Here is a 22,132-nt window from a genome sequence, read left to right as displayed (position 1 = left end):
ATTACTGATTTTGGCGACAAATTCCAAATGCTGAAGTGTAGGCGTGTAAGAAGGTTCTGCCACCTACAGGGCCAATTTCACCGCCACAGAAAAAACCACCTACAGGAATACCGTTGAGGTAGCGCTGAAATAGTTCAGAATCGAAGTTGGGTTTACCATAAAGTCCTTCACCTCGTCCCAGACAAGAAAACATCAAAGCAGCTACGGCAGAGGGTTCAGATTCTCGTTGGTGTTGATAACTTTGGAGGAGTAATTCGAGGTCTTCAGCAGAGGCTTGGGCATCGCGGAGGTGGAATTGCAGCCTTTGACCAGGACGAACGCGATCGCCAATTGCGATCGCCCCAGCATTTGGATCGACCCCAAGAATACCACGTATTAAAAAGTCTCCTTGCTGCAAAGCCAGCTTAAATTCATCCATTGCCACACCAATAAACAGAGAATGCTGTGCTAAAATCCTTTCTTGTTCGCTGAGACTAGCAATCAAATCTCGCAATACTACCAGAGGCACTTTCTCATCTAACTCTAAAATAATATTGCGATCGGCTTTTGTAACTTGCAATGGCTGGCCAATTGGTCGGCATCCTTGGGCGACAATCGTTTCCAAAACAATATTGCCAGTCAAAGCTATACCAATAGTACCCTCACGATACAAGTTTTGCTGTTTTTCACCGTTAGTATCGTTACAAAAAAGCGCAACGCGACCACCCATACCTCCACCACTAGCCTGTCCCCCCACGATCGTCGATCCTGGATAAGCAAAATCCAGCCCTTGCAACAAATCGTTGATTCCAGAGGCGAAAGAACTAGACAGCAAGATGAACTGCGGTGTCGGTGATGGTGGTACACCGATCAAATCAACCCAAGCATCTGGTGAACTATCTAAGTCAGGTAATTCTTCCGCAACAATATGAAAAACTTGAATCTTTACTCCTGGAAGGTATGCTAAAGTCAAGCTAATAGCTGGTTCAGCTTCCAATTCTTGGGTTTCTCCGCTCACTGTTGTCCCAATTACACCACCACCACTACAGCCAATTAGCACAGGCACAGAAAGTTTTTCAGCTAACAAGGGTAACAGTCGGGAATACTCACTCGCAAAAGCAGACGAAATGAATACCAGTCCTAGATCCGCAGGTGCTGTTAACGATGAAACAGCTCGTTCTACCACATCTGTAACAGCGGCTTCCAGAGAATGACGGGTTGATAGGGCATTTGCCCACTGCATTTGGTCTGCCATTAGTTTTGAGCTTCTTTCTCTTTTTAGGCTAGTATATTTTGACTTTTTATTTTGGGAAGAATTGCATCTTACAAGAATTGATGCCAGCCCTTTGTCTCCTCCATCCCAAGAAGCTGGGGTTGTCATTCCCTAATATAGGCATCTAAATATATTGTATGATTATTTATCTATGCTACTAATTCCACAAAATCTTAAAAAATAAAGGTAAATGTATTATAGATACGGTAGCTTGCTGTATTGGTTATAAATCAATAGGCTAAAACACTAACTTATGATTGGCTAAATGGTTAGAATGGTTAGTAATCAAGAGAAAAACTGCCATTTCTGAACATTTTCTATACTAGTATTAACAACACACAACGAGACTAAAGCTAATGACCAACATCCAAGAAACAGCAAAAGGCGACATCCAAGAGAAAATCCAAGAAGAAGTGGAACAAGCGCGTACTGTCTGTGATATTAACGGTAGCAACTCACCAGAGTGTGCTGCTGCTTGGGATGCAGTAGAAGAATTGCAAGCCGAAGCTTCCCACAAGCGCCAAAGCAAGCCAAAAAATTCTCTAGAACAGTATTGTGATGACAACCCAGATGCAATTGAATGCCGGGTTTACGACGACTAGAAACTGAGGCAATTGGATTTTCTGTTGTTTGGTCAGCAAACAACCAACATTGACCAAAGAAGACGCCCAGAGTGGAGGACGCAGGGACTCACCAATGTCCTCCACTTGCAAGCGTTTTATTTAGAGCTACCAATTTTAGTTGTGGAAACAAAAAATAAATTCCTTATTTGAATCAATAGGCTTCTTCCAAAGGGATAAGTTGCGATTTCCATAAATTAAACAACCAATTAATTGGTATTAGGGGCGTACAGATGTACGCCCCTATAAATTTTTTATAATACTCGTGACTTCTAGTCATACGAGGTTCAATAAACTATTATCAAGAAGAATTCAGGATGAACGGGAGTTCGACTGACTCCTGAATAAAAGGGTTTAATATCCCTGCCTTATTTAGCAGTTTACAATCCATAGTGGTATAAAATCATACTTGATTGATTATTTGAACTCCTGATTTCTTTTTTATCTATTGTTTGTTTGAGAAAAAATATGGACTATGATATTTGGTTTCGACCTTTCGTCTGGATTGATTACCGACTGGCAGTATTATTTCTGGTAATTATTCCGCTAATTCTTCTGATTTGGGCATTTGTACAAAAAACAGAAGGCATACAACGCTTATTGGCTATATACTGGCGAGTATCAAGCTTGGTGGCAATCACGATTTACTTAATGATTGCCCAGTATCCAGTTAGCTTTCTCTCTGGGTTGATGGCTCAGATTTTGATCCCGATTTCGCTGTGGTTCTGGGTGGATATCAACGATGAAATTGAGTATCAAACCAGTGGATCTTTAAAATTTATTTTTACCTCTTGGCGCTGGGCGACAACTGTTTATTGTTTTTTGGGCGCACTAGCCTTTATCCCTTTTTTGGGTTGTGCTTTTTCTGCCAGTGTGATGAAGAGTGCTTATTGTCGCGTCTGGTTTGAGATTCCGTTATTATTCAAAGAATATTTTCATGCTAATAGCAAAGCTGAGTTCTTAGGTTTTCTTGGTATAACTAGTTTAGTCATTTATGTGGTTTACTTAAGCTATTTTGTTCTGATTAAGCTGGGCAAACAGGGACGCTCGGCTACACCACAGTAACCCTCGCTGTGCCATTTTACTCCTACTCTTAAAACAATGAATTCTATTGGTAAGCGACTGGAACAATACACCGCTAAACGCACCAAAGAAGTCCTAATTGTAACGGTGGAAATCGCCGATGAGGAAGATACAATTGCTATTTTCAAAGGCTTTTCTAGTTCTTTGATGCGTCCAACGGCATTTGATGCAGATGTACCAGTTCTACCAGATGGGGCAAACATCCTCAACATTGACCGAGTAGCCAGTCCTTACAATCCTGAAGCACCCCGTTATATTCAACAAGGAATTTCTTGGAAAGCTATGGAAGCTCTATTATCAGAAGTGGGAGTTTAACTAATTCGTAATTTTGCGTCACGGCTGACTTTGAGATTGTTGATGGAGCGATATGGTTTCTTGTTTGAAGTTGGGGAACTTATTGTTGAAATGGCAGACCTTTGCATAGGATTGCTTGGCTCTGTGAATAATCAGATATGATTTAGACATGGAGTTTGAGTGGGATGAGTCAAAAGCAACGGCTAACCTAACAAAGTACGGTGTCAGCTTTGAAGAGGCTAAGACCGTCTTTGATAATATGCTGGCAGTTATTTTTGATGATGAAGCTCACTCAGTAAGTGAGAAGCGATAGATTATTATTGGGCACTCCCGAAACAATTGCTTGCTATTGATTTCTTTCACCGAACGTTCTAATGCCATTCGCATTATCAGTGCCCGTTTAGCCACTCGAAGGGAGCGTGAAGATTATGAGCAAAACGCCTTTTGAGGAATCACACAATTCAGATGACAAGCTTTTACCTGAGTACCACTTTGATTATAAAAAGGCGAAGCCCAACCGCTTTGCTGCTCAAAGTAGAAAGCAACTGCTAAAAGTTGTGGTTCTAGATGAAGATGTAGCTCAAGTTTTTACAACACCAGAATCGGTCAATAAGGTGCTAAGGGCACTAATTGAGTCAATGCCACAAGTTGCAGACGGTGACAAAGCCTAACAAGCGCAATACAGCGGACGGACGAAAGCCGCTGGTGCTGAGTTTAATGTTGCTTATATCCTTTGACCAGGAACGTTACCTTGAAGGAAGCAAGCTACAGATTGGTCTAAATTGCCGTGTGAAACTGTCTTCTCTACGAGACGCTGCGCGAACAATTTTAAATAATTATTTTGACTTTTAAACTTACAAAATGTCCCGTTCTGGATACACACTTCCCGTCTTTGCGTGCGCTGCTGCTGTTGCAGCTTTACACTGGTTACACGATCGCCAACCCCTAACTTTAGCATCTGTAAATTTGATTGAACCCGCTCAAATCGCAGAAATCCCCATTGAACAGGTAGCAGGACTATCTGAGAATACAGCTTTAGCGATCGCTCGCAGCGATCCCGGTGATAATCTCGATTTGACTAAAGATACACCGATTTGGGCATTGGTGGAATGGCGAGAACAGGGTGATGATGCTGTAATTATTAAAGGTGGCGAAGGGATTGGTAGGCAAATGAATGCTGACGACAAGCCAGCTATTTATGCTTATGCTCAAAGGCTGTTGCAAGAGAATTTGCAACGGATGCTGGCACCTGGGGAAAAAATCACGGTGACGATTATTCTACCCGAAGGGCGATCGCTTGCTGTTAGAACTTCAAATTCTGCCTTTGGTGTGGTTGAAGGACTTTCCCTTTTAGGCACAACTGGCATTTCTCAACCCTTAAGTACGCCAGATCAGCTTGCGGTTTTTCGGGCGGAATTACAAAATAAAGCTAGTCGTTTTGAGAGTTTAGTATTCTGTATTGGGGAGAATGGCCTAGATTTGGCGCGTAAACTAGGGATTAATCCCGAACAATTGGTCAAAACTGCTAACTGGCTTGGCCCAATGTTAGTAGAAGCTGATGTGCTGGGTGTAAAAGAAATCTTATTATTTGGCTATCACGGTAAGCTGATGAAACTGGCTGGGGGGATTTTCCACACTCATCACTACTTGGCTGATGGACGGCGAGAAATTTTAGCAGCCCATTGTGCGATCGCAGGTTTAAAATCACCTGATATCCAAGCTGTATTTAACAGTGCAACTGCTGAAGCAGCACTAACACATCTAAAATCCCTAGATGCTGCAACTGGTAATGATTGGGTAAATAAAGTTTACAGTGCGATCGCCGAAACTATCGATGTTCGTTCCCAAGAATACATTCAAAGTCATAGTGAAAAAGGCACAAAAGTAACAGTCTGTGGCTCTATTCTCTTTGATCGCGATCGCAAAATTATCGTGAAGAGTAAAACTGCTGGTCTGTTGATGGGAAAATTATGTTAATTTATTATGAATAATCGTAAACAATCCAAAAAAATAATCCTTTAAGTAACCACTCTAGGGTAGATTTATCGTTTTAATACCATCTCCACCTCCGGGGCTTGACAAATGCACGTAAACTAGCTTTTGTCAAGGCTTTCTATACCATTATCAGCCTATCCAGGCTGGATAATAGCATCACCATAGACCACAAAGCATCTATTTATCCTTAACAGATATAACACTCCCGTCATGAATACAGCGGTGACTCTACCAACAGAACAAGCGCCCCAAACATTAGAAACTTTTGGGCGGCTTGATCGCCAATTGATTGTAATTCTGGATTTTGGCTCTCAATATTCTGAGTTGATTGCCCGTCGCATCCGCGAGACTCAAGTATACTCCGAAGTTTTATCGTATCGCACTACTTCTGAACATTTGCGCCAACTCAATCCCAAGGGAATCATTCTCTCAGGTGGCCCAAGTTCAGTTTATAGTGATAACGCTCCCCATTGTGACCCAGAAATCTGGAATTTGGGAATACCCATTTTGGGTGTTTGCTATGGGATGCAGTTGATGGTAAACCAACTTGGTGGGCAAGTGGCAAAGGCCGATCGAGGTGAATATGGCAAAGCCTCATTATATATTGACGATCCCACAGATTTACTTACTAATGTTGAAGATGGCACTACTATGTGGATGAGTCATGGAGACTCAGTTATTCAAATGCCATCAGGGTTTGAATTGCTAGCACATACAGAAAATACTCCCTGTGCTGCTATTGCTGACCACGAAAATAAACTTTACGGCGTTCAGTTCCATCCAGAGGTGGTGCATTCTATTGGTGGAATAGCATTAATCCGTAATTTTGTCTACCATATCTGCGATTGCGAACCCACTTGGACAACAGCAGCTTTTGTCGAAGAAGCAATTCGAGAAATTCGCGCCAGAGTTGGTGAAAAACGGGTGCTGTTGGCGCTGTCTGGGGGAGTGGATTCTTCTACCCTGGCTTTCTTGCTATACAAAGCAATTGGTGAGCAACTGACTTGCGTGTTTATCGATCAAGGCTTTATGCGAAAATATGAGCCAGAGCGATTGGTAAAGCTGTTTCAAGAACAGTTTCACATTCCTGTTGAATATGTTAATGCCCGCGATCGCTTTTTGGCTAAAGTTGCTGGGATCACTGATCCTGAAGAAAAACGTCGCCGCATCGGACACGAATTTATCAGTGTATTTGAGGAAACATCCAAGCGCCTCGGTCACTTTGACTATCTAGCTCAAGGAACTCTTTATCCAGATGTCATCGAATCTGCTGACACCAATGTAGATCCCCAAAGTGGTGAGCGGGTAGCGGTGAAAATTAAGAGTCATCACAATGTTGGTGGTTTGCCCAAAGACCTAAGATTTAAATTGGTCGAACCACTGCGGAAACTATTTAAAGATGAAGTCCGCAAACTTGGACGTTCCATTGGTTTACCAGAAGAAATTGTTCAACGGCAACCTTTTCCTGGGCCTGGTTTAGCAATTCGGATTCTGGGGGAAGTTACATCTGAGCGGTTAAATATTTTGCGCGATGCCGATTTGATTGTGCGGCAAGAAATTAACCAACGCGGTATGTATCATGATTTCTGGCAAGCATTTGCTGTATTGCTGCCAATTCGTAGTGTTGGCGTTATGGGAGATCAACGTACTTACGCTTACCCCATTGTTTTGCGGATTGTTACCAGTGAAGATGGCATGACTGCTGATTGGGCGAGAGTGCCTTATGATGTCCTGGAAGTGATTTCTACTCGAATTGTGAATGAGGTGAAAGGGGTGAATCGGGTGGTTTACGACATCACCTCTAAGCCGCCTGGAACCATTGAATGGGAGTAATCAAGTTTTGAGTTGACTAACTAAATTACTTGCAGGAGTTTAGATTCACATACAGCAGTTTGCAAGTTAATAGTTATATCAATTTGAAAAAAGAATGTAACAAATAGACCATTTATAGAGACGCGATTCATCGTGTCTTTAGCCAAGAATGTGTTGCAATCATTAATTGAATTGGTATTAGGTGTATTACTTCTGACTCCTAATTACTGACTGGATCTGGAGCGTCTTCGGCTCCGTTTCAATAAGCTTGAGTTAAGGGTTATTGGTGTAGATAATTGGTCTTTCAAGACCAATACAGTTCAGTTAAGCAATTTTTTCCTTCTCTTTCTTCTCTCTGCATCCTCTGCGCCAACTCTTGGAGACGCTACGCGTTGGCGGAAGCCTCTCCAAGAGTTGGCGGTTCGTTAAAAAACTGACTTGGATAACAGAGTTTTAGTCTTAACTGAACCGTATTGCTTTCAAGACGCGGTAAATCGCGTGTCTACATCTAGACTTTGAGCTTATCTGAACTGTATTGATTTAAAAATGACAATGCCGACCTGACTCGTTTTAAGACTCGGCATTGTCTATTTTTTTACTTTTTTTAAGCTCCATCAAAATCCAAACCTGTTAGTAATAAAGCAGTCAGTAGCTAGTCAAATTATTTTTGAACTTAAACTATTCGTTAAAGTTAATTTTTTAATGTAAAGGAATTTAAACACTAACATAATTTTATCCAGTCGATAATTATAAATGCCAGTGAATAATTAAGCATCAATTGCATGGTGACAAGACAAATTGAGTTATTTTCTAGGAAAATCGGCGCGATCGCAGTAAAATTACCAATGGTATGGTGATAGAGAAAAAAAACAAGCAGCTCAAAATTACAAATACATTTCATTCGATCAACGTTAATGGAGATGTTATGGAACCTGCTCTTCCCCTTGCTGGCTTAAACATCCTCGTAGTTGATGATGATGATGATAGCCGCTTTTACATTACTACTGTGTTGGAAGCTGATGGAGCCACCATTATGGCAGTTTCATCGGCGGCGGTAGCATTGAAAGTATTACCTGAGTTGCAACCAGATGTCTTGATTTGTGATATTGCTATGCCTGATGAAGATGGCTACACCTTGATCCGCAAGATCCGGGCACTGAAGCCTGATATTTATGGTAAACTTCCCGCGATCGCTTTAACTGCTTATGGTGATAGCGAGTATCGTAGCCGTGCTTTGGAAGCGGGTTTTCAGACTCATGTACCTAAACCAGTCGATCCCGGAGAACTAGTTGCGATCGTCGCAGAATTGGTTGCTTCTTATAAGAGTTAATACAAAGATGCAGTTATTTGTCGGTCGTTATTTGTTATTTTCCTTATCATATTTTTTAAACGAAGAAATTAAGATTATAGAACATCACTTTTAGTAAGCTATTGGCTTGGGAAAAAAATGTTGACAATAACACAATATACTTCGATTCAGGCTTGATCCTCCCTAACTCTCCTTTTTAATGAGGAATTAAAGCAAGCCTTTTTAAGGGAAACCAGCATAGTATAGGGCATGATTTAGAATTTATGAGACTACTTTGCTCCAGTTTCAAAGCTAATTTGCTCAGATTTATATGCTGGTGGCTCGACGTGAATTAAAATCCTCACTGGACGAAATCGTTCTTCTAATCGGCTTTCTACTTCTTCGGTGATATGGTGGGCGGTTTCTACGTCTACTGCATCCACTATTAAATGCATTTCAATGAATACTTGACGGCCAAGAACGCCACGAGAAGCGATCGCATGACAGTTAATAACACCTGGAACAGAAGTAGCGATGGCGTGTATTGCTTCTGGTGCGATCGCCATTTGATCCACAAGCCAAGGCAAATTCTCTTTTAAAACTGACCAGCCACTCCAAAATACTAACAAGGCGACAGGAAAAGCTAAGACCAAATCCATCCATTGATAACCTAGCCAAACTCCTATCAAGCCAGCGATTACAGAGATTGTCACCCAAATATCGCTCATGGTATGTGTCGCATCAGCGATGAGAATTGAGCTACCTACCCGCTTACCCACAGCACGTTCATAAAACGCCACAAAAATATTCACGCCTAGCACAATTAGTAATAACCACAACTCAGGTGGCGATATTTTTATCGGTTCACCACCACCTTTGAGAATTCGTTCGATTGCTCCTTGCAGAATTTCAAAACAGGCTATTCCTAAAAATGAGGCTATTCCTAGAGCGCCCACAGCTTCAAACTTGCTGTGTCCGTAGGGATGCTCACGATCGGGTTGTGGAGAAGAAAATTTACTCGCAACTAATCCTAAAACATTGTTGGCACTATCTGTCACACTATGCAAGGCATCAGCTAATAAACTCAAAGAACCTGTCCAGTAGCCCACAAGTGCTTTCAATCCCATTACAAACAGGTTGAGCAATAAGGTAATAATTAAAACCTTTCTTACTTCGGCGCGATTATCGTAAGTCATAGATAATTTATCACATCAAGTTCTATGACTTCTAATGTAGACATCAAAACATAAATAAACACAAATAAAATGTATCAAAGTCTTACGCAGTAAGAGTTAAGTCTCTCTATAATCTCTAGTTTTTATGCCAATTATTGAGATAGTTTTTAACTAACAATGGCTATAAGCCAGATAGACATTAGTAATACCTTTAAAGATTACAGCGTATATTTAGCATTAATTGCAATAATATTTTAATTAACTTTGTTATTAATACATCAACTGAGATCGTATTGAATTGTATTCAAAGATATTATGACGACCATCAGTGGTCTGTATTTACTCTAAATTACCGATCAGCTTAATGAGTGTTATTTACTGCCTGATAAGGACAAGTAAGCTCATGGTTTATTCAGAAAATTGTCAAAATTTGAGGAGCGCAATCTGACAGTTCCCACGTCAGATGTCCATGCGATACCAAATAGGCACTATCTTTACTGCGGCCACGCTTGCAACGCTGTCTCCACAACCCGCAGGAGTTCTGTTCGGGTAGCTCCGGTTGCCGCCAGAACTGATATTCCACAATTGACCGTCACAACAAAGCGGGCAAGAGCCGCTGGATCTGAATCGGCTGGCAAATCCCCCTCCGAAATCGCCTGCTCGAAACGCTTATGCAGAGAAGCTTCACTCGATTCTCGGCGTGCAGACAATTCCTGCCGGAGCGGATTGGCTGGATCTCCGCATGAAAGCGTGCCATGAACCCAGAGACATCCGGGTGGATTGCGCGGATTGGTTCCCAAGTCAACGGCCCCGTGCATGATCCGCTCGGCGACCTGGCGCGCAGTCGGCTCTTTGAGAGCTTCACGAAGATAGGCTGATGGCCCGTCGGCATAGCGATCCAGCACTTTGCGGAATAGAGATTCCTTATTACCAAAAGCGGCGTAAAGGCTAGGACGATTAATGCCCATAGCCTCAGTCAGATCCGAGAGGGATGTGCCTAGATAGCCCTTGCGCCAGAACACATACATTGCACGATTGAGCGCGTCATCGGTATCGAACTCGCGGGGTCGGCCTATGGCCGCAGTGGTTTTTTCCTGTTTCATACTCATCAGTATAATAATTTCTTGACAGGCTTACCCCCATGCTTTATATCTATACCAGACGATACAAAACTTTAACGACAAAAGAATATTATGAGCAACAAAAAACTTACAGGTAAGGTGGCATTGGTAACAGGTGGCTCACGCGGTTTGGGGGCAGCGATCGCTAAACGTCTCGCTCAGGATGGCGCAGCTGTTGCCCTCACCTACACTAGCTCGCCGCAAAAAGCCGATGAGGTGGTGCTTGCGATCGAAACAGCAGGTGGGCAAGCTTTGGCTATCCGCGCCGACAGTGCCAATGCTGAAGCGGTGAAAAACGCTGTCACCGAGACTGTAAAAACCTTTGGCCGTCTCGATATCCTCGTGAACAATGCGGGGATCGCCACCTTGGCCACTATCGACGAGTTCTCACTAGATGATTTTGACCGAATTATCGCGGTTAATATTAAGGGCGTGTTTGTGGCAAGTCAAGAGGCTGTCCGCCATATCGGCGAGGGGGGACGGATTATTATGATTGGCAGCGTCAATAGTGACATCATGCCATTTGCTGGTGGTTCCGTCTATGCTTTGACCAAGGGTGCGATCGCTAGTTTTACGCGCGGTCTGGCCCGCGATCTCGGACCTCGTGGGATCACAGTAAATAATATCCAACCCGGCCCGGTGGATACCGACATGAACCCAGCGGAGGGTTCCTTCGCCGACACCATGAGAAGTATGATTGCCCTCCAGCGCTATGGCCGAAGTGAAGAAGTAGCCGACATGGTTTCCTATCTCGCCAGTGCAGAAGCCGGTTTCGTCACTGGTGCGAGTCTGAAAATTGATGGCGGCTTCGCAGCCTGATTCGGCGGTAACAGAACGACCAGGTAATACTGTGATTGCAAACTGATGAGAACCTGCTACGTAGTAAGCACTTCAGTGCTTAACACAAGGACTAAAGTCCTTACTACAAACTTATTTACCCAGGAAAAAATACTTGTCTTGACAGACTAACGAATTACGCCAAGCGGTACTAATGGTCTTTGAAGAAGACACCGAGAACTATCAGAGTAGGATTCAGACCCCTTCTTCCGGTAATATAAGGACTTATCAAGAAGTTTTAATAAAAAAATATGTCTTCAATTCCTCTAACCTTGAACTTAATTGAAGGTTCAGTCTCCTTCAGTTTTTCACCCCAAGCAGCACAAGAATTAAAGACAGCGACGGATCAACTGATGGAACGCCTAAAAGCGATCGCCGCTAAACCCACTCCTGGCGGTGGTAGAGTCACTCCCCAGCCTCCCCTGGAATATCGTTATACGGGTGAAGTATTTTTAGAAGTTTTTTGTAATCCTAATATCTGGCCAACGCCCTTCGCAGCCAAAGTTTTGCTGACTGTCCGCAATGTCAACATTCGCTTGACTACTGAAGCTGAACTTACTCGCATCATTGAAGACATTAATCAATATTTAGAGCAAGTAGGATAATAGTCAAGTAAAGGAGGTAGGAGAGGGAACCACCTATGAGGGGTGGAAATATCAAGATGATTTTTTATGCTTTTCGAGATTTTTTCTGAAAAAATACTATACAAATTTTGGATTTTGTGGAGGTTCAGCCAGTTGCTGGCGGAGGTTCCCTTTGTGGTTGCAACTGGTGTCGGTTAGCCCGACTTAGCAAACTTTTCTAGACGGATTTTGGTTTTGCACAGGAAGCAGGTTATCACTTGCTTGAGGGAAGCGATGCAATAAATTGCGAGTCAAAAGTGAAGTTCCTACACTTCTGTCGGATCGATGTAGGAACTTCGCAGAATCTACAGACTAAACTCAAGTCGTGACACCAGATGTACGGAACAAATGGTTTTGATGCCTTCTTTAACTTGAAAAGTTGTATAAATTCAAACTCAAATGCTTCTGTAGTTAATCAAAAACGCAAGATTCTGTATAGGGCAATGCTCATTCAAAATTAGACATTATCCCCTAGATTGAGCCTTGAATCGTTGATGGTGACATCTACACATCAAAAACAAGCTCCCAATCCCAAACCGGAAATCAAACATTGATTAGTCGTTGTCCCACTGTTCGCGACCAATTAGGTCGCCAATGCGATCGCGTAACAAAAAGTCACATTTCTCTAATTCACATTCAACGCAAACCCACTCTCTCGCTGGAATGTATTGGCAGAGGCTATATATTGGCTGTTGTCGGCTAACCATTCCCTTTTGCACCAGTCGGCGTGCTTCGTCTTGAATCACGTCTAGAGAGTAGTAATTGATAGAAGGCACCGTATTCACACTCATGGTTTTTACTCACAAATTAACACTTACGATAGTGTTCCCGTTAAAAATCAGGAACAAACATTACAGAAATTAGACTTGTGGCTAAGATTTTGTAGTTTGCTATACGGAACTATTTTTATTTTGACGCTACATCTCCTGAAATTATCTCAAGAAATGTTAAGAAAGTCAACGAATCCTGACATTTCCCGAAAATCCGCTTTACAAAAAAAATTCCAAGTAGTTAACTTAACCTGCTTATCTAGCTGTATGACTTTGATGCCACAAGTCTGAAAGTCTTGCCATTACTGTATTTAGGCAAGATTTGGTAGGTGGGAAGAGTTTATATTACGATGGCTTACATATCAAATAATCACCTTAAAAGCTGGATTTATAACTGCGGGTATTCATCTAAGGTAAACAACACAATAATATTTGTCAGTTACTGGGGTATAAACTGTTGCAAAATATAACGGAAAAAGTATACTACGAAGGCTTTAACCATAGCATCTGTTAACAATTTCTTAAGTAAGCCTGTAATTTCTTAGTTAATTTCAGCACTAACACCATCCAATTTTGTTTTGAAAAACATCTGTAAAAGGGTCGAGTAATTCTCTAATTCGTAATCAGGACACACATAAACAGGAGTCAGAATTTCAGAATTAGTGAATATTCCACCCATAAAGGAATGGAGTTTTAGCAAGGAAGAATTTGTAAACCTTGTTTCGCCTACAAGAGGAGAAGTGTCTTGCTGAATTGGGTTATGTTCACATTAAAACAGACGCGATCTAGTCACGTCTGTAAACTGTTTGGCGGATTTGCTGAGATTAATTGTTCTGAAGTTACATTGTTGTTTTAGTTACTTATTCGGAGAATTCTTCATCATTTTGAACAGTGCTGTCTTCTACTGCCACCAGATTTTCTGGCGGGCGATCGTGGTTAAGTTGGTTTAGTAGTGCCAATACTTTATTACCGCGTTCTATAGAGCGATCTTCGAGAAATATCACCTCTGGTGTACGACGTAGCCGTACCCGCGCCCCAAGTTCGCTGCGGACGTAACCTGTGGCCGACTTTAAGCCTGCCATTGTTTCTACCTTAGCTTCATCTGTACCATAGATGCTGACGTAGATTTTGGCGTGTTGGAGATCGCCGGAAACATCAACATCAGTCACACTGACCATTCCAGTACCCACACGGTCATCCTTAATTCCGTTAAGCAGCATTTGGCTAACTTCCCGTTTGATCAATTCAGCAACGCGGGAAACCCGACGATTTGTAGCCATAAAAATTTCGCCTCATCACAGAGGTTGTACGACAAAAATAGATGCAAGTTCGGTAGACAGTACTCAGCGCGAGCAACGCCAAGAGCAACCGTCTGTGGGGCATAGCCCCGATAATAACGCTAGTCTAGATTGTACTCAAGCCCAGCATTGCCCGTAGGGTAAGAGTAAGAAAGACTAGGCTGCTCACAAATAACCCCAAGATAGCGATCAAGGTGATAGGGCGTTTCAACAATGGCATTAATGGCGCAAAGGTGTTCAGAAACAAGCCTAAGACGATCGTAATTAAGTATCGGGGGTAGCGAAAGACGTTATCCCAAAATCCGTCAAACATCTGAATGTAAACTGCCTTGTTATATACTTACGTTTGTTTTGATATGCTTTATCTACTCAATTGTAATATATGCGGCTGGAAAATTAGCCAGTTAATCTAAAATTTGGCTTGTCGGTTATATTGGCTTTATTTAGTCATAATTATTTTCAGTTAAATTGTAAGTAAATGGTAATTCAAGTCTCGAAGGAAACTAGCCCACGTCCATTTTTGAAGTGGGCAGGGGGTAAAAGTCGGTTGATACAGCAATATATTCCTTATTTTCCCAAGAGTTATAAAAATTACTATGAGCCATTTTTAGGTGGTGGTGCTGTTTTTTTCTATCTCCAACCAAGTGCAGCCATTTTAACTGATATTAATGCCGAATTAATTAACACTTATTGTTGTGTTAGAGATCGTGTAGAAGAATTAATTTATCTATTAAAAGAGCATAAAATCCGACATGATAAAGATTATTACTATAGTGTCAGAAACAATTATAATGGTACTGATATAGAAAAAGCGGCTCGTCTAATTTATCTTAATAAGACTTGTTTTAATGGTCTTTATCGAGTCAATTCACAGGGAAAATTCAATGTGCCATTAGGCAGATATGACAATCCCAATATTTGTGCTGAGGTTTTACTAAAAGCAGCCTCCGAAGCACTTTCCCATGCGGAAATTAAACAAGCAGATTTTACAGAAGTCCTAAATCATGCTACTAGCAGTGATGACTTTGTATTTTTTGATCCGCCTTACCATCCTATCAGTGATACTAGCTATTTCACTGCTTATAGTCAAAATTGTTTTAGTAAAAAAGACCAAGAAATTTTAAGAGATACTTGTGCAGAGTTAGCAAGTCGTGGTGTCAAAGTTATGGTATGCAATTCTGATAGTGAATTTATTCAAAAAATTTATACTGATATCAATTTTGAAACCCATAAAATTAAAGCAGCGCGTTCAATTAACTCAAATATAAAAAATAGAGGCGCTATTAACGAGCTATTAATTACATCTTTCTTTTAAAGATTTTTATTTGCCCAAGCAATGAATCTATCTAAGCTATAGACTGCTAATAAATTATGGTTATCATTAACTCTTGCTTTCAACCATTTGCTTGCGCCTTCTCGCATACCTTCACCGCCTAAAATTACGATAGTTGGTGCTGGGTAATAGTGCTGAATATTCATGTTTAAGTAAGGAAACTTTTCATCAACCGAACCGGGGCTTTCTTGCCATTTGCACTCGAAAATTAAACCAGATGGCATTGCAGATGAGCCGACAACATAAAAATCAACCTTCAGATAGGTCTGATAAATTCCAGTTCCAATATAAACTTCTTTGCCATAACGTTTTGGCAATAAAGTAGCATTTAGTATAAATTCTTTTTGGACATAGTTCCCTACTTGGAAATAATTATACCCATGCAAGATTGCTTCTACATTTGCTTCTAAAATATTCCCGGACTTATTTGCCCGTCCGCCTTGAGTCAGAGCCATCTTCAATCCCTCTGCCAAAAGTCCCGCTTATTATAGGATTTCACAGAAGCAGTAAAAAAGGTTCAGTTGCTTAATATGAATTTTTGATTTTGGCTAAATCTGGTTAGATTAATACGGTAAAAAATCTGAATTAATTGGTATTTTTGTACTAAACAAATACAAATGTATTAATAATTTGGATTAGGAACGAGTTACTAATTCAGGTAATAGTTAAAATAATGGATTTATCTTTAGTCTCAAAGAGCAACTATTGCAAGCGACTCCCCCATTTTTCTGGGTCTTGGGAACAGTGGAAAACAGCGTAGATAATAATCTCCTGTTCATTAAACTCGTAAAAAACGACGTAGGGAAAACGCCTAATTGTAGCGCGGCGATAGGTTTCATGAACAATCTGGTATGTGTTGGGGTGACGCTGAATTAAATTCAGGCAGGCATCAATACATCGTAGGAACTCAGCGCCTAACCCAAATTCCCGCTCCTCATACCAGTCATAAGCTTCGATAATATCTAGTTCTGCGGCTATAAGGATAGTTAACTTCTCTAGCCATGCCGTTGATAGATTCTGGCTTTTACATCTTCCCAACTGTTGCCAATAGGTGGATTTTGCAGATATTCGGCTTTGCGACGGGCTAGCTCTTGTTTCTGCCAATCTAAAACTGGGAGTGCTGCTGGTGTAGCGGCAATTTCATCCCATAAGTCTTCTACCAGTTGAAGTTTTTCCGCTCTCGAAAGACTAGAGAGTTCGGGAAATACTGGGTTCATGGTCTTCTCTATATTTTATTCACCTTTATTTTAGCCTGTCTGGGCTTCAGTATGACCGTTGCGGATAGACCATGCTATTTCTAAAAGTTGAGTCCAGCGCTTTTGCAGCTGTTTGGGGGTGCATTTGATGGCTTTGGCGATCGCAACGTCGTTTTCCCGTGCAGTTTTTAACTGTAATATTTGCTGTTGTTGTTCTGTGAGTTGATTTACAAAGATTTCCCACTGCTGGGAAGATAAACCCAACTTTTGCTCTAAACCCGCGCCTAACCATTGATGTACTAATTGCCAGTGGTGTTGCTTAGCAAACTTTTCTACGTGGTATTTAAAGCGCTGTTGGAGATAATCGCGCTGACGGCTGGTTAAACCGAGAATTTGGTCAATTTCTGGGGCTGAAAGGTCTTGAAGTTTCAAGCTGAGGTAGTTCATACAATCAGATTGACCTTGAGACTCCAGGTATTTCATCAATTCAGTGATGACGCGATCGCGTTCTGATTCTTCAGATGGATCGAAATTAGTTTGGGCAATCATTTGCGATCGCAGCTGTTGCACCGCCGAGTTACGCTGGTAAGATTCTGCTTCTTCACCCTTAGCAGACTCTACCGCCATTTCAATATCTACGGTAGTTTCTTGAGGCTGACGACGAGCAAAACCTTGGGCGCGCAAGATAATCAATTGCTGATTTGCACCACCAGGTAAATTGATTCGGCGTTTGGCATACTGTTCTGTAAAAGCCATGTATTCAGCCAATTGCAGCTGAGTGCGCGGCGTGTGATTCTCTGGTAGTTCGTTTTCTCTACGGAAAGCTTTAATCGCTTCGATGTAAAATGCTTGTAAAAAATCTTCAATCAGGCTGTAACGAGCATCAAAGCCCAACTCAGAGCCGGACATAGTTACATGACGGTAAACCATAGCACCCAAATTGCTATGTAATTCCACCCGCCCTTGTTTGGAGCCTAGTTGGTAGTAACGTAAGCACTTTTGCATCCGATGCCTTCCCAACGTCATCTGCCAGGACTTGATTTCCCCAGATGTTTGAATGCGGGAGCTTTTATCGCAAATGCGTTCTACTTCTACGGCTATGCGCTTTGCTAAAGCTTCTACACACTTGGGTGTTGCTTTCACTTGCGCTTGCATTTCCTCAGACAGCAATTGAATCAAGCGATCGCTGCTGCTATCTGAAAATTCTTCAGTTGAAACGTGGTTCTCAAAAATGGGTGTAGAGTTTGGTAGATTGACGACGTTAGCTTTCATGACTTTTCCAGTAGTATTGCACCGTAATTACAACGCAGACACAGCAATCAAGACCGTCCAAGGCTTGTGAATCTTTAGGCATTCATCCATCAAGACTTGCCGTATATAATGCTCACATCTAAAGCTCATATATCAAAACTATAGGAAATACGAAAGAGTTACAGTTCTGGCAATGTGTCGGTTTTCTTCACAAGCCACCATATTAACGCTGGCACACGAGTACCTGCCATTTTCTTAAAGTTGTCAAATACCTTACTGTGCCAAGTTTTGCCCCCATCCTCTTATATCCACTGTTTCACCAAACAGCCCATCCTAGACATCGCTTTTAAATATGACAATTTTAAAACTGGAGTTATTTTTATCACAATTTCCGAAACGGAAAGGTGCGCCTGTGAAGTGGAATTCTTATACCCATGCGGCTGCTGTTTCCCAACCTAAACCCCTCCGTATAATTGCTGCTTCCTCTCCAGTCATATCCAGGATGGTAGATACTTCATAAGTAGGTTCCTCACCAGTGTCTACAATTATGTCTACCAACTTGTCCAAACGATCAAATAGCTCTACCCGCGACTGAATCATTTCTGGATCTATCCGAACTATGCCATTATCTGCTTCATCTGGTGGCAGATGTGCTGAAGTTGAAATAATCGGATTGCCCAATGCTGCCAGCAACTCCAAACATACAGTATGGTTTGGTACTCTAATTCCAGTAGTTTTCCGCTTGGGGCTTTGCACCAATCGCGGTACTAACTTCGTAGCTGGGAGCAAAAACGTGTATGGCCCTGGAATCAGGCGTTTCATAATCCGATAAGCTGTGTCACTTACGAAGGCATAAGTTGCCACATTTGAAAGCGAGGGACATAAAAATGTCAATGGTTTATCGTTTGCTAGCTGTTTAATTTGCCGCACTCGTTCTACCGCCGACTTGGCATTCAAATCACAACCGATCGCATAGACTGTATCAGTAGGGTAAAGCATGACTGCGCCACTAGAGAGCGCCGACTTTATTTCCTCTATTCGGCGAGTTTGAGGATTATCCGGATGAACTGGGAAAATTTTTGCCATAACTCGGTTAGTGGGGAGTGGGGATTGGGGAGTAAGGGAGCAGGGGGCAGGGGGCAGGGGGAGCAGGGAAAGCAGAGGAGAATAACCAATGCCCAATGCCCCATGCCCCATGCCCCATGACTAATGACTAATGACTAATGACAAATTTATTATGAATAAAATCGCTTATCTTCAATGTCCGACAGGAATTTCTGGTGATATGTGCCTGGGTGCTTTAGTAAGTTTGGGTGTTCCTGTGGAGTATTTAATTGAAAAACTTAATGGGTTGGGTATTGAACAGGAATATCAGTTAAGGGCAGAACTTGTCCAACGGAATGGTCAACAGGCGACTAAAGTCCATGTGGATTTAGTACACGATCGCCATCACCACCATCACCACGATGGCGAACACAATCACCATCACACACGCCACTTGCCAGAAATAGAGCAGATGATTCTCAAAGCGGGGTTGCCATCACGGGCAGAAGCTTGGAGTTTGGCGGTATTTCGGCAGCTAGCGGTGGCAGAAGGGGCGGTGCATGGCATTTCGGCTGAAAAAGTTCATTTTCATGAGGTGGGTGCTATAGATGCGATCGTAGATATTGTGGGTACTTGCCTGGGGTTGGATTGGTTGGGGATTGAGAGCAATCAGGAAGGATTGCCCCTACTTTACTGCTCGGCGTTTCCGACTGGTGGCGGCACTGTTCGGGCTGCACATGGTCAGATGGCAGTACCAGTCCCAGCGGTATTAAAGCTGTGGGAAATGCGGGGTTGTCCAGTTTATAGTAATCGCATTGACAGAGAATTAGTAACACCAACAGGAGCCGCGATCGCCACTACTTTGGCAAGAGATTTTGGTTCACCACCTGCGATCGCTATCAAGCAGATAGGATTGGGAGCAGGAACCATAAATTTACCCATTCCCAATATTTTACGTCTCTGGTTGGGTGAAAGCACAAGTTTACAGTCAAATTTCAGTGATTATGAAGAAACTAGCTCAAATTTGGAAACCATTTCGGTATTAGAAACCCAAATTGATGATTTAAGTCCACAAGCGATTGGCTATGCGTTTGAGGCGTTGTTTGCGGCTGGTGCGCTGGATGTTTTTACCCAAGCGATCGGTATGAAAAAGTCCCGTCCGGGAATTTTGCTAACTGTGATTTGTCATCCAGAAAATTTACTCAGTTGTGAAGCCGTCATATTCCGCGAAACTACAACTTTAGGCATTCGGCGAACAACTCAGCAACGCGCCATTTTACAACGGGAAATTCAAGAAGTGGAAACGGAATATGGCAAAGTGCGTGTCAAGATAGCATGGAAAGGGCAATCACCAGAAAAAGTTATTGCAAATGTGCAGCCAGAATATGAAGATTGTGCAGACTTAGCTCGAAAGCATAATATTCCCTGGCGCGAAATTCAGCGGTTGGCTCTACAGCATTGGTATTTAGTCAATACCTGATCCCAATTCCTCATTCCTCGTTCCCAGTCGGAGACTGGGAACGAGGAATTTGACTAAGTTAGAGCTTTCATCAAATATTGTGTCAATGTAAACGCATCTACACCTAATTCGGTACGCTCTTGGGCTGCTAAAATACCTGCTTGGGAATGCCACCAAGCGGCAGTTGCCACAATATCTTCTAGGGGAATCTGTTTAGTTGTTGCTTGCGCTAACAATCCACCCAGTAGCCCAGTTAACACGTCGCCGCTACCGCCACGCGCCAAGGCGGGTGTGCTTTCAGGAACAATCCAAACAGCACCTTGAGGATTTGCGATCACAGTTCTTGCCCCTTTCAACAACACTATCGCCTCACTTTGTGCGGCTGCTTCTTGTACTGCTTTCACTCTGTCGTGTTTGGCATCGGCGACATCAGGAAACAATCGCTCAAATTCGCCAGTGTGGGGCGTGAGTACGGTTACTGCTTGGCGTTTTTTTAATGTGGCGATCGCTCCCATTTGTGCCAAGATATTTAAACCATCGGCATCGAGAAGCAAAGGGCGTTCGCTGTTGATCGCTTCTTGGACAATAGGCGTAGCATCTCGTGTTAAACCGGGGCCACAAGCGATCGCATTGAAGGAACTCAGATCGGTGTTTTCTGGTAATTTTAGGTGGGCGATCGCTCCACTTTCCGTCTCTGGGCAACCGACAATTAGCGCTTCTGGCAAGTGTGACACCAAAAGAGGTTTTAGGGATTCGGGTACGGCAATCGAAAGCATTCCTACACCACTAGCCCTAGCACCCAAACCAGTTAAAATTGCCCCACCTGCATAGCGCCGCGAACCGCAAATCAGCAGTAAATGTCCTTCTTTGTATTTGTGAGTAACTGCTGGACGGGGTAAAGGTAAAGTAGCAAGTGCCTTTACTGGGGTAATCCGTTTAATTTTAGGTTCATCTTTGAGAACAGCTTCTACATCAGCTAAAGGAATATCAAAATCGATTAACTCAGCTTTACCAAGGTATTCCAACGCTCGATCTTGGAAGAAAGCGAGTTTCCATAAACCTAAGCAAAATGTGTGAGTGGCGCGAATGGCAGTTCCCAATACTTCGCCTGTGTCGGTGTGTAAACCTGAAGGTAAATCGATACTATAAATCGGTATAGATAATTCATTTAGCTGATTAATTGCAGAGGCAATGGGATCGGTCAGGTTTCTTTCTAAACCAAACCCAAACAAGCCATCAATCAACAAATCAGAATCTGGCAGTTGTTCAATTGTTTGATAAATTGGAATGCCCAAACTCTGGGCATATTGCAAGTGCTGCGAAGTTAATTCTTTAAGCTTAGAAAAAGGAGAATAAATCCAAACTTCATATCCGCGAAAGTATAATTCACGGGCTACGACTAAAGCATCGCCACCATTATGACCGGGACCGACAAGAATTCCCACACGAGATTCCCTTAACAAAGGGGTGTTTGCAGGAATCTCTGGAATGCGACGAGCAATTAATCCCGCCACCTTTTCCATCAAAGCAACTACAGGCATTCCCACTGCAAAGATCCGCTTTTCAATATCGTGCATCTGCCCAGCAGTCACTACCACTTGCGAAATTTGTTCTTGCCTATCTTGCATCAGTCTTGAGTGGTGAGTTATGAGTTTCGTATTAACTCTTATTTTGACACTAC

23 protein-coding genes and 1 pseudogene are annotated in these 22,132 nt (G+C 42.4%); 12 read left to right on the top strand and 12 right to left on the bottom strand.

Annotated elements, in window-relative coordinates:
- Position 1: 1 nt before the first annotated feature.
- Positions 2-1,234: an FIST N-terminal domain-containing protein gene (locus HWQ42_RS05305; RefSeq protein ID WP_292809952.1), complete on the bottom strand. Its 1,233-nt coding sequence runs from the start codon at positions 1,232-1,234 to the stop codon at positions 2-4.
- Positions 1,235-1,608: 374 nt separating this feature from the next.
- Here HWQ42_RS05305 and HWQ42_RS05300 point away from each other — a divergent pair, with 374 nt between their 5' ends.
- From HWQ42_RS05300 to HWQ42_RS05265, 8 genes and pseudogenes are all read left to right on the top strand, one after another.
- The gene (locus HWQ42_RS05300) at positions 1,609-1,854 is read left to right on the top strand and encodes a Calvin cycle protein CP12 (RefSeq protein WP_069074399.1); all 246 of its coding nucleotides are present in this window, start codon (positions 1,609-1,611) and stop codon (positions 1,852-1,854) included.
- Positions 1,855-2,340: 486 nt separating this feature from the next.
- On the top strand, positions 2,341-2,937 hold the full coding sequence (locus HWQ42_RS05295; RefSeq protein ID WP_292809950.1) for a DUF3177 family protein: 597 nt from the start codon (positions 2,341-2,343) through the stop codon (positions 2,935-2,937).
- A gap of 36 nt (positions 2,938-2,973) precedes the next feature.
- Positions 2,974-3,270, top strand: coding sequence for a hypothetical protein (locus tag HWQ42_RS05290; protein WP_292809948.1), 297 nt, complete (start codon positions 2,974-2,976; stop codon positions 3,268-3,270).
- 148 nt (positions 3,271-3,418) lie between these two features.
- Positions 3,419-3,697 (top strand): annotated as a pseudogene (locus HWQ42_RS05285) (BrnT family toxin).
- Positions 3,678-3,920 carry a hypothetical protein gene (locus HWQ42_RS05280; protein ID WP_292809946.1) on the top strand — a complete coding sequence of 81 codons (243 nt, stop codon included), beginning with the start codon at positions 3,678-3,680 and terminating at the stop codon, positions 3,918-3,920. The pseudogene HWQ42_RS05285 and the gene HWQ42_RS05280 overlap by 20 nt, the downstream one beginning before the upstream one ends.
- 190 nt (positions 3,921-4,110) lie before the next feature.
- The gene (gene cbiD, locus HWQ42_RS05275) at positions 4,111-5,226 is read left to right on the top strand and encodes a cobalt-precorrin-5B (C(1))-methyltransferase CbiD (protein ID WP_292809944.1); all 1,116 of its coding nucleotides are present in this window, start codon (positions 4,111-4,113) and stop codon (positions 5,224-5,226) included.
- 228 nt (positions 5,227-5,454) lie between these two features.
- The gene (gene guaA / locus HWQ42_RS05270; RefSeq protein WP_292809942.1) at positions 5,455-7,077 is read left to right on the top strand and encodes a glutamine-hydrolyzing GMP synthase; all 1,623 of its coding nucleotides are present in this window, start codon (positions 5,455-5,457) and stop codon (positions 7,075-7,077) included.
- A gap of 904 nt (positions 7,078-7,981) precedes the next feature.
- Positions 7,982-8,386 (top strand): response regulator, encoded by a 405-nt coding sequence (locus tag HWQ42_RS05265; RefSeq protein WP_292809940.1) that lies wholly within the window; start codon positions 7,982-7,984, stop codon positions 8,384-8,386.
- Positions 8,387-8,634: 248 nt separating this feature from the next.
- On the opposite strand, the gene HWQ42_RS05260 is transcribed toward HWQ42_RS05265, so the two are convergent.
- On the bottom strand, positions 8,635-9,540 hold the full coding sequence (locus tag HWQ42_RS05260) for a cation diffusion facilitator family transporter (RefSeq protein ID WP_292809938.1): 906 nt from the start codon (positions 9,538-9,540) through the stop codon (positions 8,635-8,637).
- Between the two features lie 473 nt (positions 9,541-10,013).
- On the bottom strand, positions 10,014-10,622 hold the full coding sequence (locus tag HWQ42_RS05255; RefSeq protein ID WP_292809936.1) for a TetR/AcrR family transcriptional regulator: 609 nt from the start codon (positions 10,620-10,622) through the stop codon (positions 10,014-10,016).
- A 90-nt stretch (positions 10,623-10,712) separates the two neighbouring features.
- Here HWQ42_RS05255 and HWQ42_RS05250 point away from each other — a divergent pair, with 90 nt between their 5' ends.
- A complete protein-coding gene (locus HWQ42_RS05250; protein WP_292809934.1) occupies positions 10,713-11,459 on the top strand; it encodes a 3-oxoacyl-ACP reductase family protein in 747 nt (248 codons plus the stop codon).
- Positions 11,460-11,728: 269 nt separating this feature from the next.
- Positions 11,729-12,082, top strand: coding sequence for a hypothetical protein (locus HWQ42_RS05245; protein WP_292731394.1), 354 nt, complete (start codon positions 11,729-11,731; stop codon positions 12,080-12,082).
- A gap of 572 nt (positions 12,083-12,654) precedes the next feature.
- Here HWQ42_RS05245 and HWQ42_RS05240 read toward each other — a convergent pair.
- The 3 genes from HWQ42_RS05240 to HWQ42_RS05230 form a co-directional block, all read right to left on the bottom strand.
- Positions 12,655-12,891, bottom strand: a complete 237-nt coding sequence (locus HWQ42_RS05240; protein WP_094347157.1) for a DUF4327 family protein — start codon at positions 12,889-12,891, stop codon at positions 12,655-12,657.
- A gap of 839 nt (positions 12,892-13,730) precedes the next feature.
- On the bottom strand, positions 13,731-14,150 hold the full coding sequence (gene rbfA / locus HWQ42_RS05235) for a 30S ribosome-binding factor RbfA (protein WP_099099512.1): 420 nt from the start codon (positions 14,148-14,150) through the stop codon (positions 13,731-13,733).
- 124 nt (positions 14,151-14,274) lie between these two features.
- Entirely contained in the window at positions 14,275-14,481 is a 207-nt protein-coding gene (locus HWQ42_RS05230; protein WP_292731396.1) for a DUF751 family protein, read from the bottom strand.
- Positions 14,482-14,646: 165 nt separating this feature from the next.
- On the opposite strand from HWQ42_RS05230, the gene HWQ42_RS05225 reads away from it, so the two are divergent.
- Entirely contained in the window at positions 14,647-15,483 is an 837-nt protein-coding gene (locus HWQ42_RS05225; protein WP_292809932.1) for a DNA adenine methylase, read from the top strand.
- Here the strand turns inward: HWQ42_RS05225 and HWQ42_RS05220 are convergent.
- The 5 genes from HWQ42_RS05220 to HWQ42_RS05200 all read right to left on the bottom strand — a co-directional run bounded on the left by HWQ42_RS05220 (position 15,480) and on the right by HWQ42_RS05200 (position 19,034).
- Complete coding sequence (locus HWQ42_RS05220; RefSeq protein WP_292731399.1) at positions 15,480-15,956, bottom strand: PD-(D/E)XK nuclease superfamily protein; 477 nt, start codon at positions 15,954-15,956, stop codon at positions 15,480-15,482. The two genes, HWQ42_RS05225 and HWQ42_RS05220, sit on opposite strands and share 4 nt — an antisense overlap.
- A 247-nt stretch (positions 15,957-16,203) precedes the next feature.
- Entirely contained in the window at positions 16,204-16,539 is a 336-nt protein-coding gene (locus HWQ42_RS05215) for a type II toxin-antitoxin system RelE/ParE family toxin (protein ID WP_292809930.1), read from the bottom strand.
- Complete coding sequence (locus HWQ42_RS05210) at positions 16,497-16,718, bottom strand: addiction module protein (RefSeq protein ID WP_292809928.1); 222 nt, start codon at positions 16,716-16,718, stop codon at positions 16,497-16,499. The genes HWQ42_RS05215 and HWQ42_RS05210 overlap by 43 nt, the downstream gene beginning before the upstream one ends.
- 30 nt (positions 16,719-16,748) lie before the next feature.
- Positions 16,749-17,969: a HetZ-related protein gene (locus tag HWQ42_RS05205; protein ID WP_292731405.1), complete on the bottom strand. Its 1,221-nt coding sequence runs from the start codon at positions 17,967-17,969 to the stop codon at positions 16,749-16,751.
- Positions 17,970-18,374: 405 nt separating this feature from the next.
- Positions 18,375-19,034 carry an L-threonylcarbamoyladenylate synthase gene (locus tag HWQ42_RS05200; protein ID WP_292809926.1) on the bottom strand — a complete coding sequence of 220 codons (660 nt, stop codon included), beginning with the start codon at positions 19,032-19,034 and terminating at the stop codon, positions 18,375-18,377.
- 151 nt (positions 19,035-19,185) lie between these two features.
- On the opposite strand from HWQ42_RS05200, the gene larC reads away from it, so the two are divergent.
- On the top strand, positions 19,186-20,472 hold the full coding sequence (larC, locus tag HWQ42_RS05195; protein WP_292809924.1) for a nickel pincer cofactor biosynthesis protein LarC: 1,287 nt from the start codon (positions 19,186-19,188) through the stop codon (positions 20,470-20,472).
- A gap of 53 nt (positions 20,473-20,525) precedes the next feature.
- On the opposite strand, the gene HWQ42_RS05190 is transcribed toward larC, so the two are convergent.
- Positions 20,526-22,079 carry an NAD(P)H-hydrate dehydratase gene (locus HWQ42_RS05190; protein WP_292809922.1) on the bottom strand — a complete coding sequence of 518 codons (1,554 nt, stop codon included), beginning with the start codon at positions 22,077-22,079 and terminating at the stop codon, positions 20,526-20,528.
- Positions 22,080-22,132: the final 53 nt, after the last annotated feature.

Source organism: Nostoc sp. JL23, assembly GCF_017115065.1.
Classification (GTDB): Bacteria; Cyanobacteriota; Cyanobacteriia; order Cyanobacteriales; family Nostocaceae; genus Nostoc; species Nostoc punctiforme_A.
This window is presented reverse-complemented; position numbering and strand designations above follow the sequence as displayed.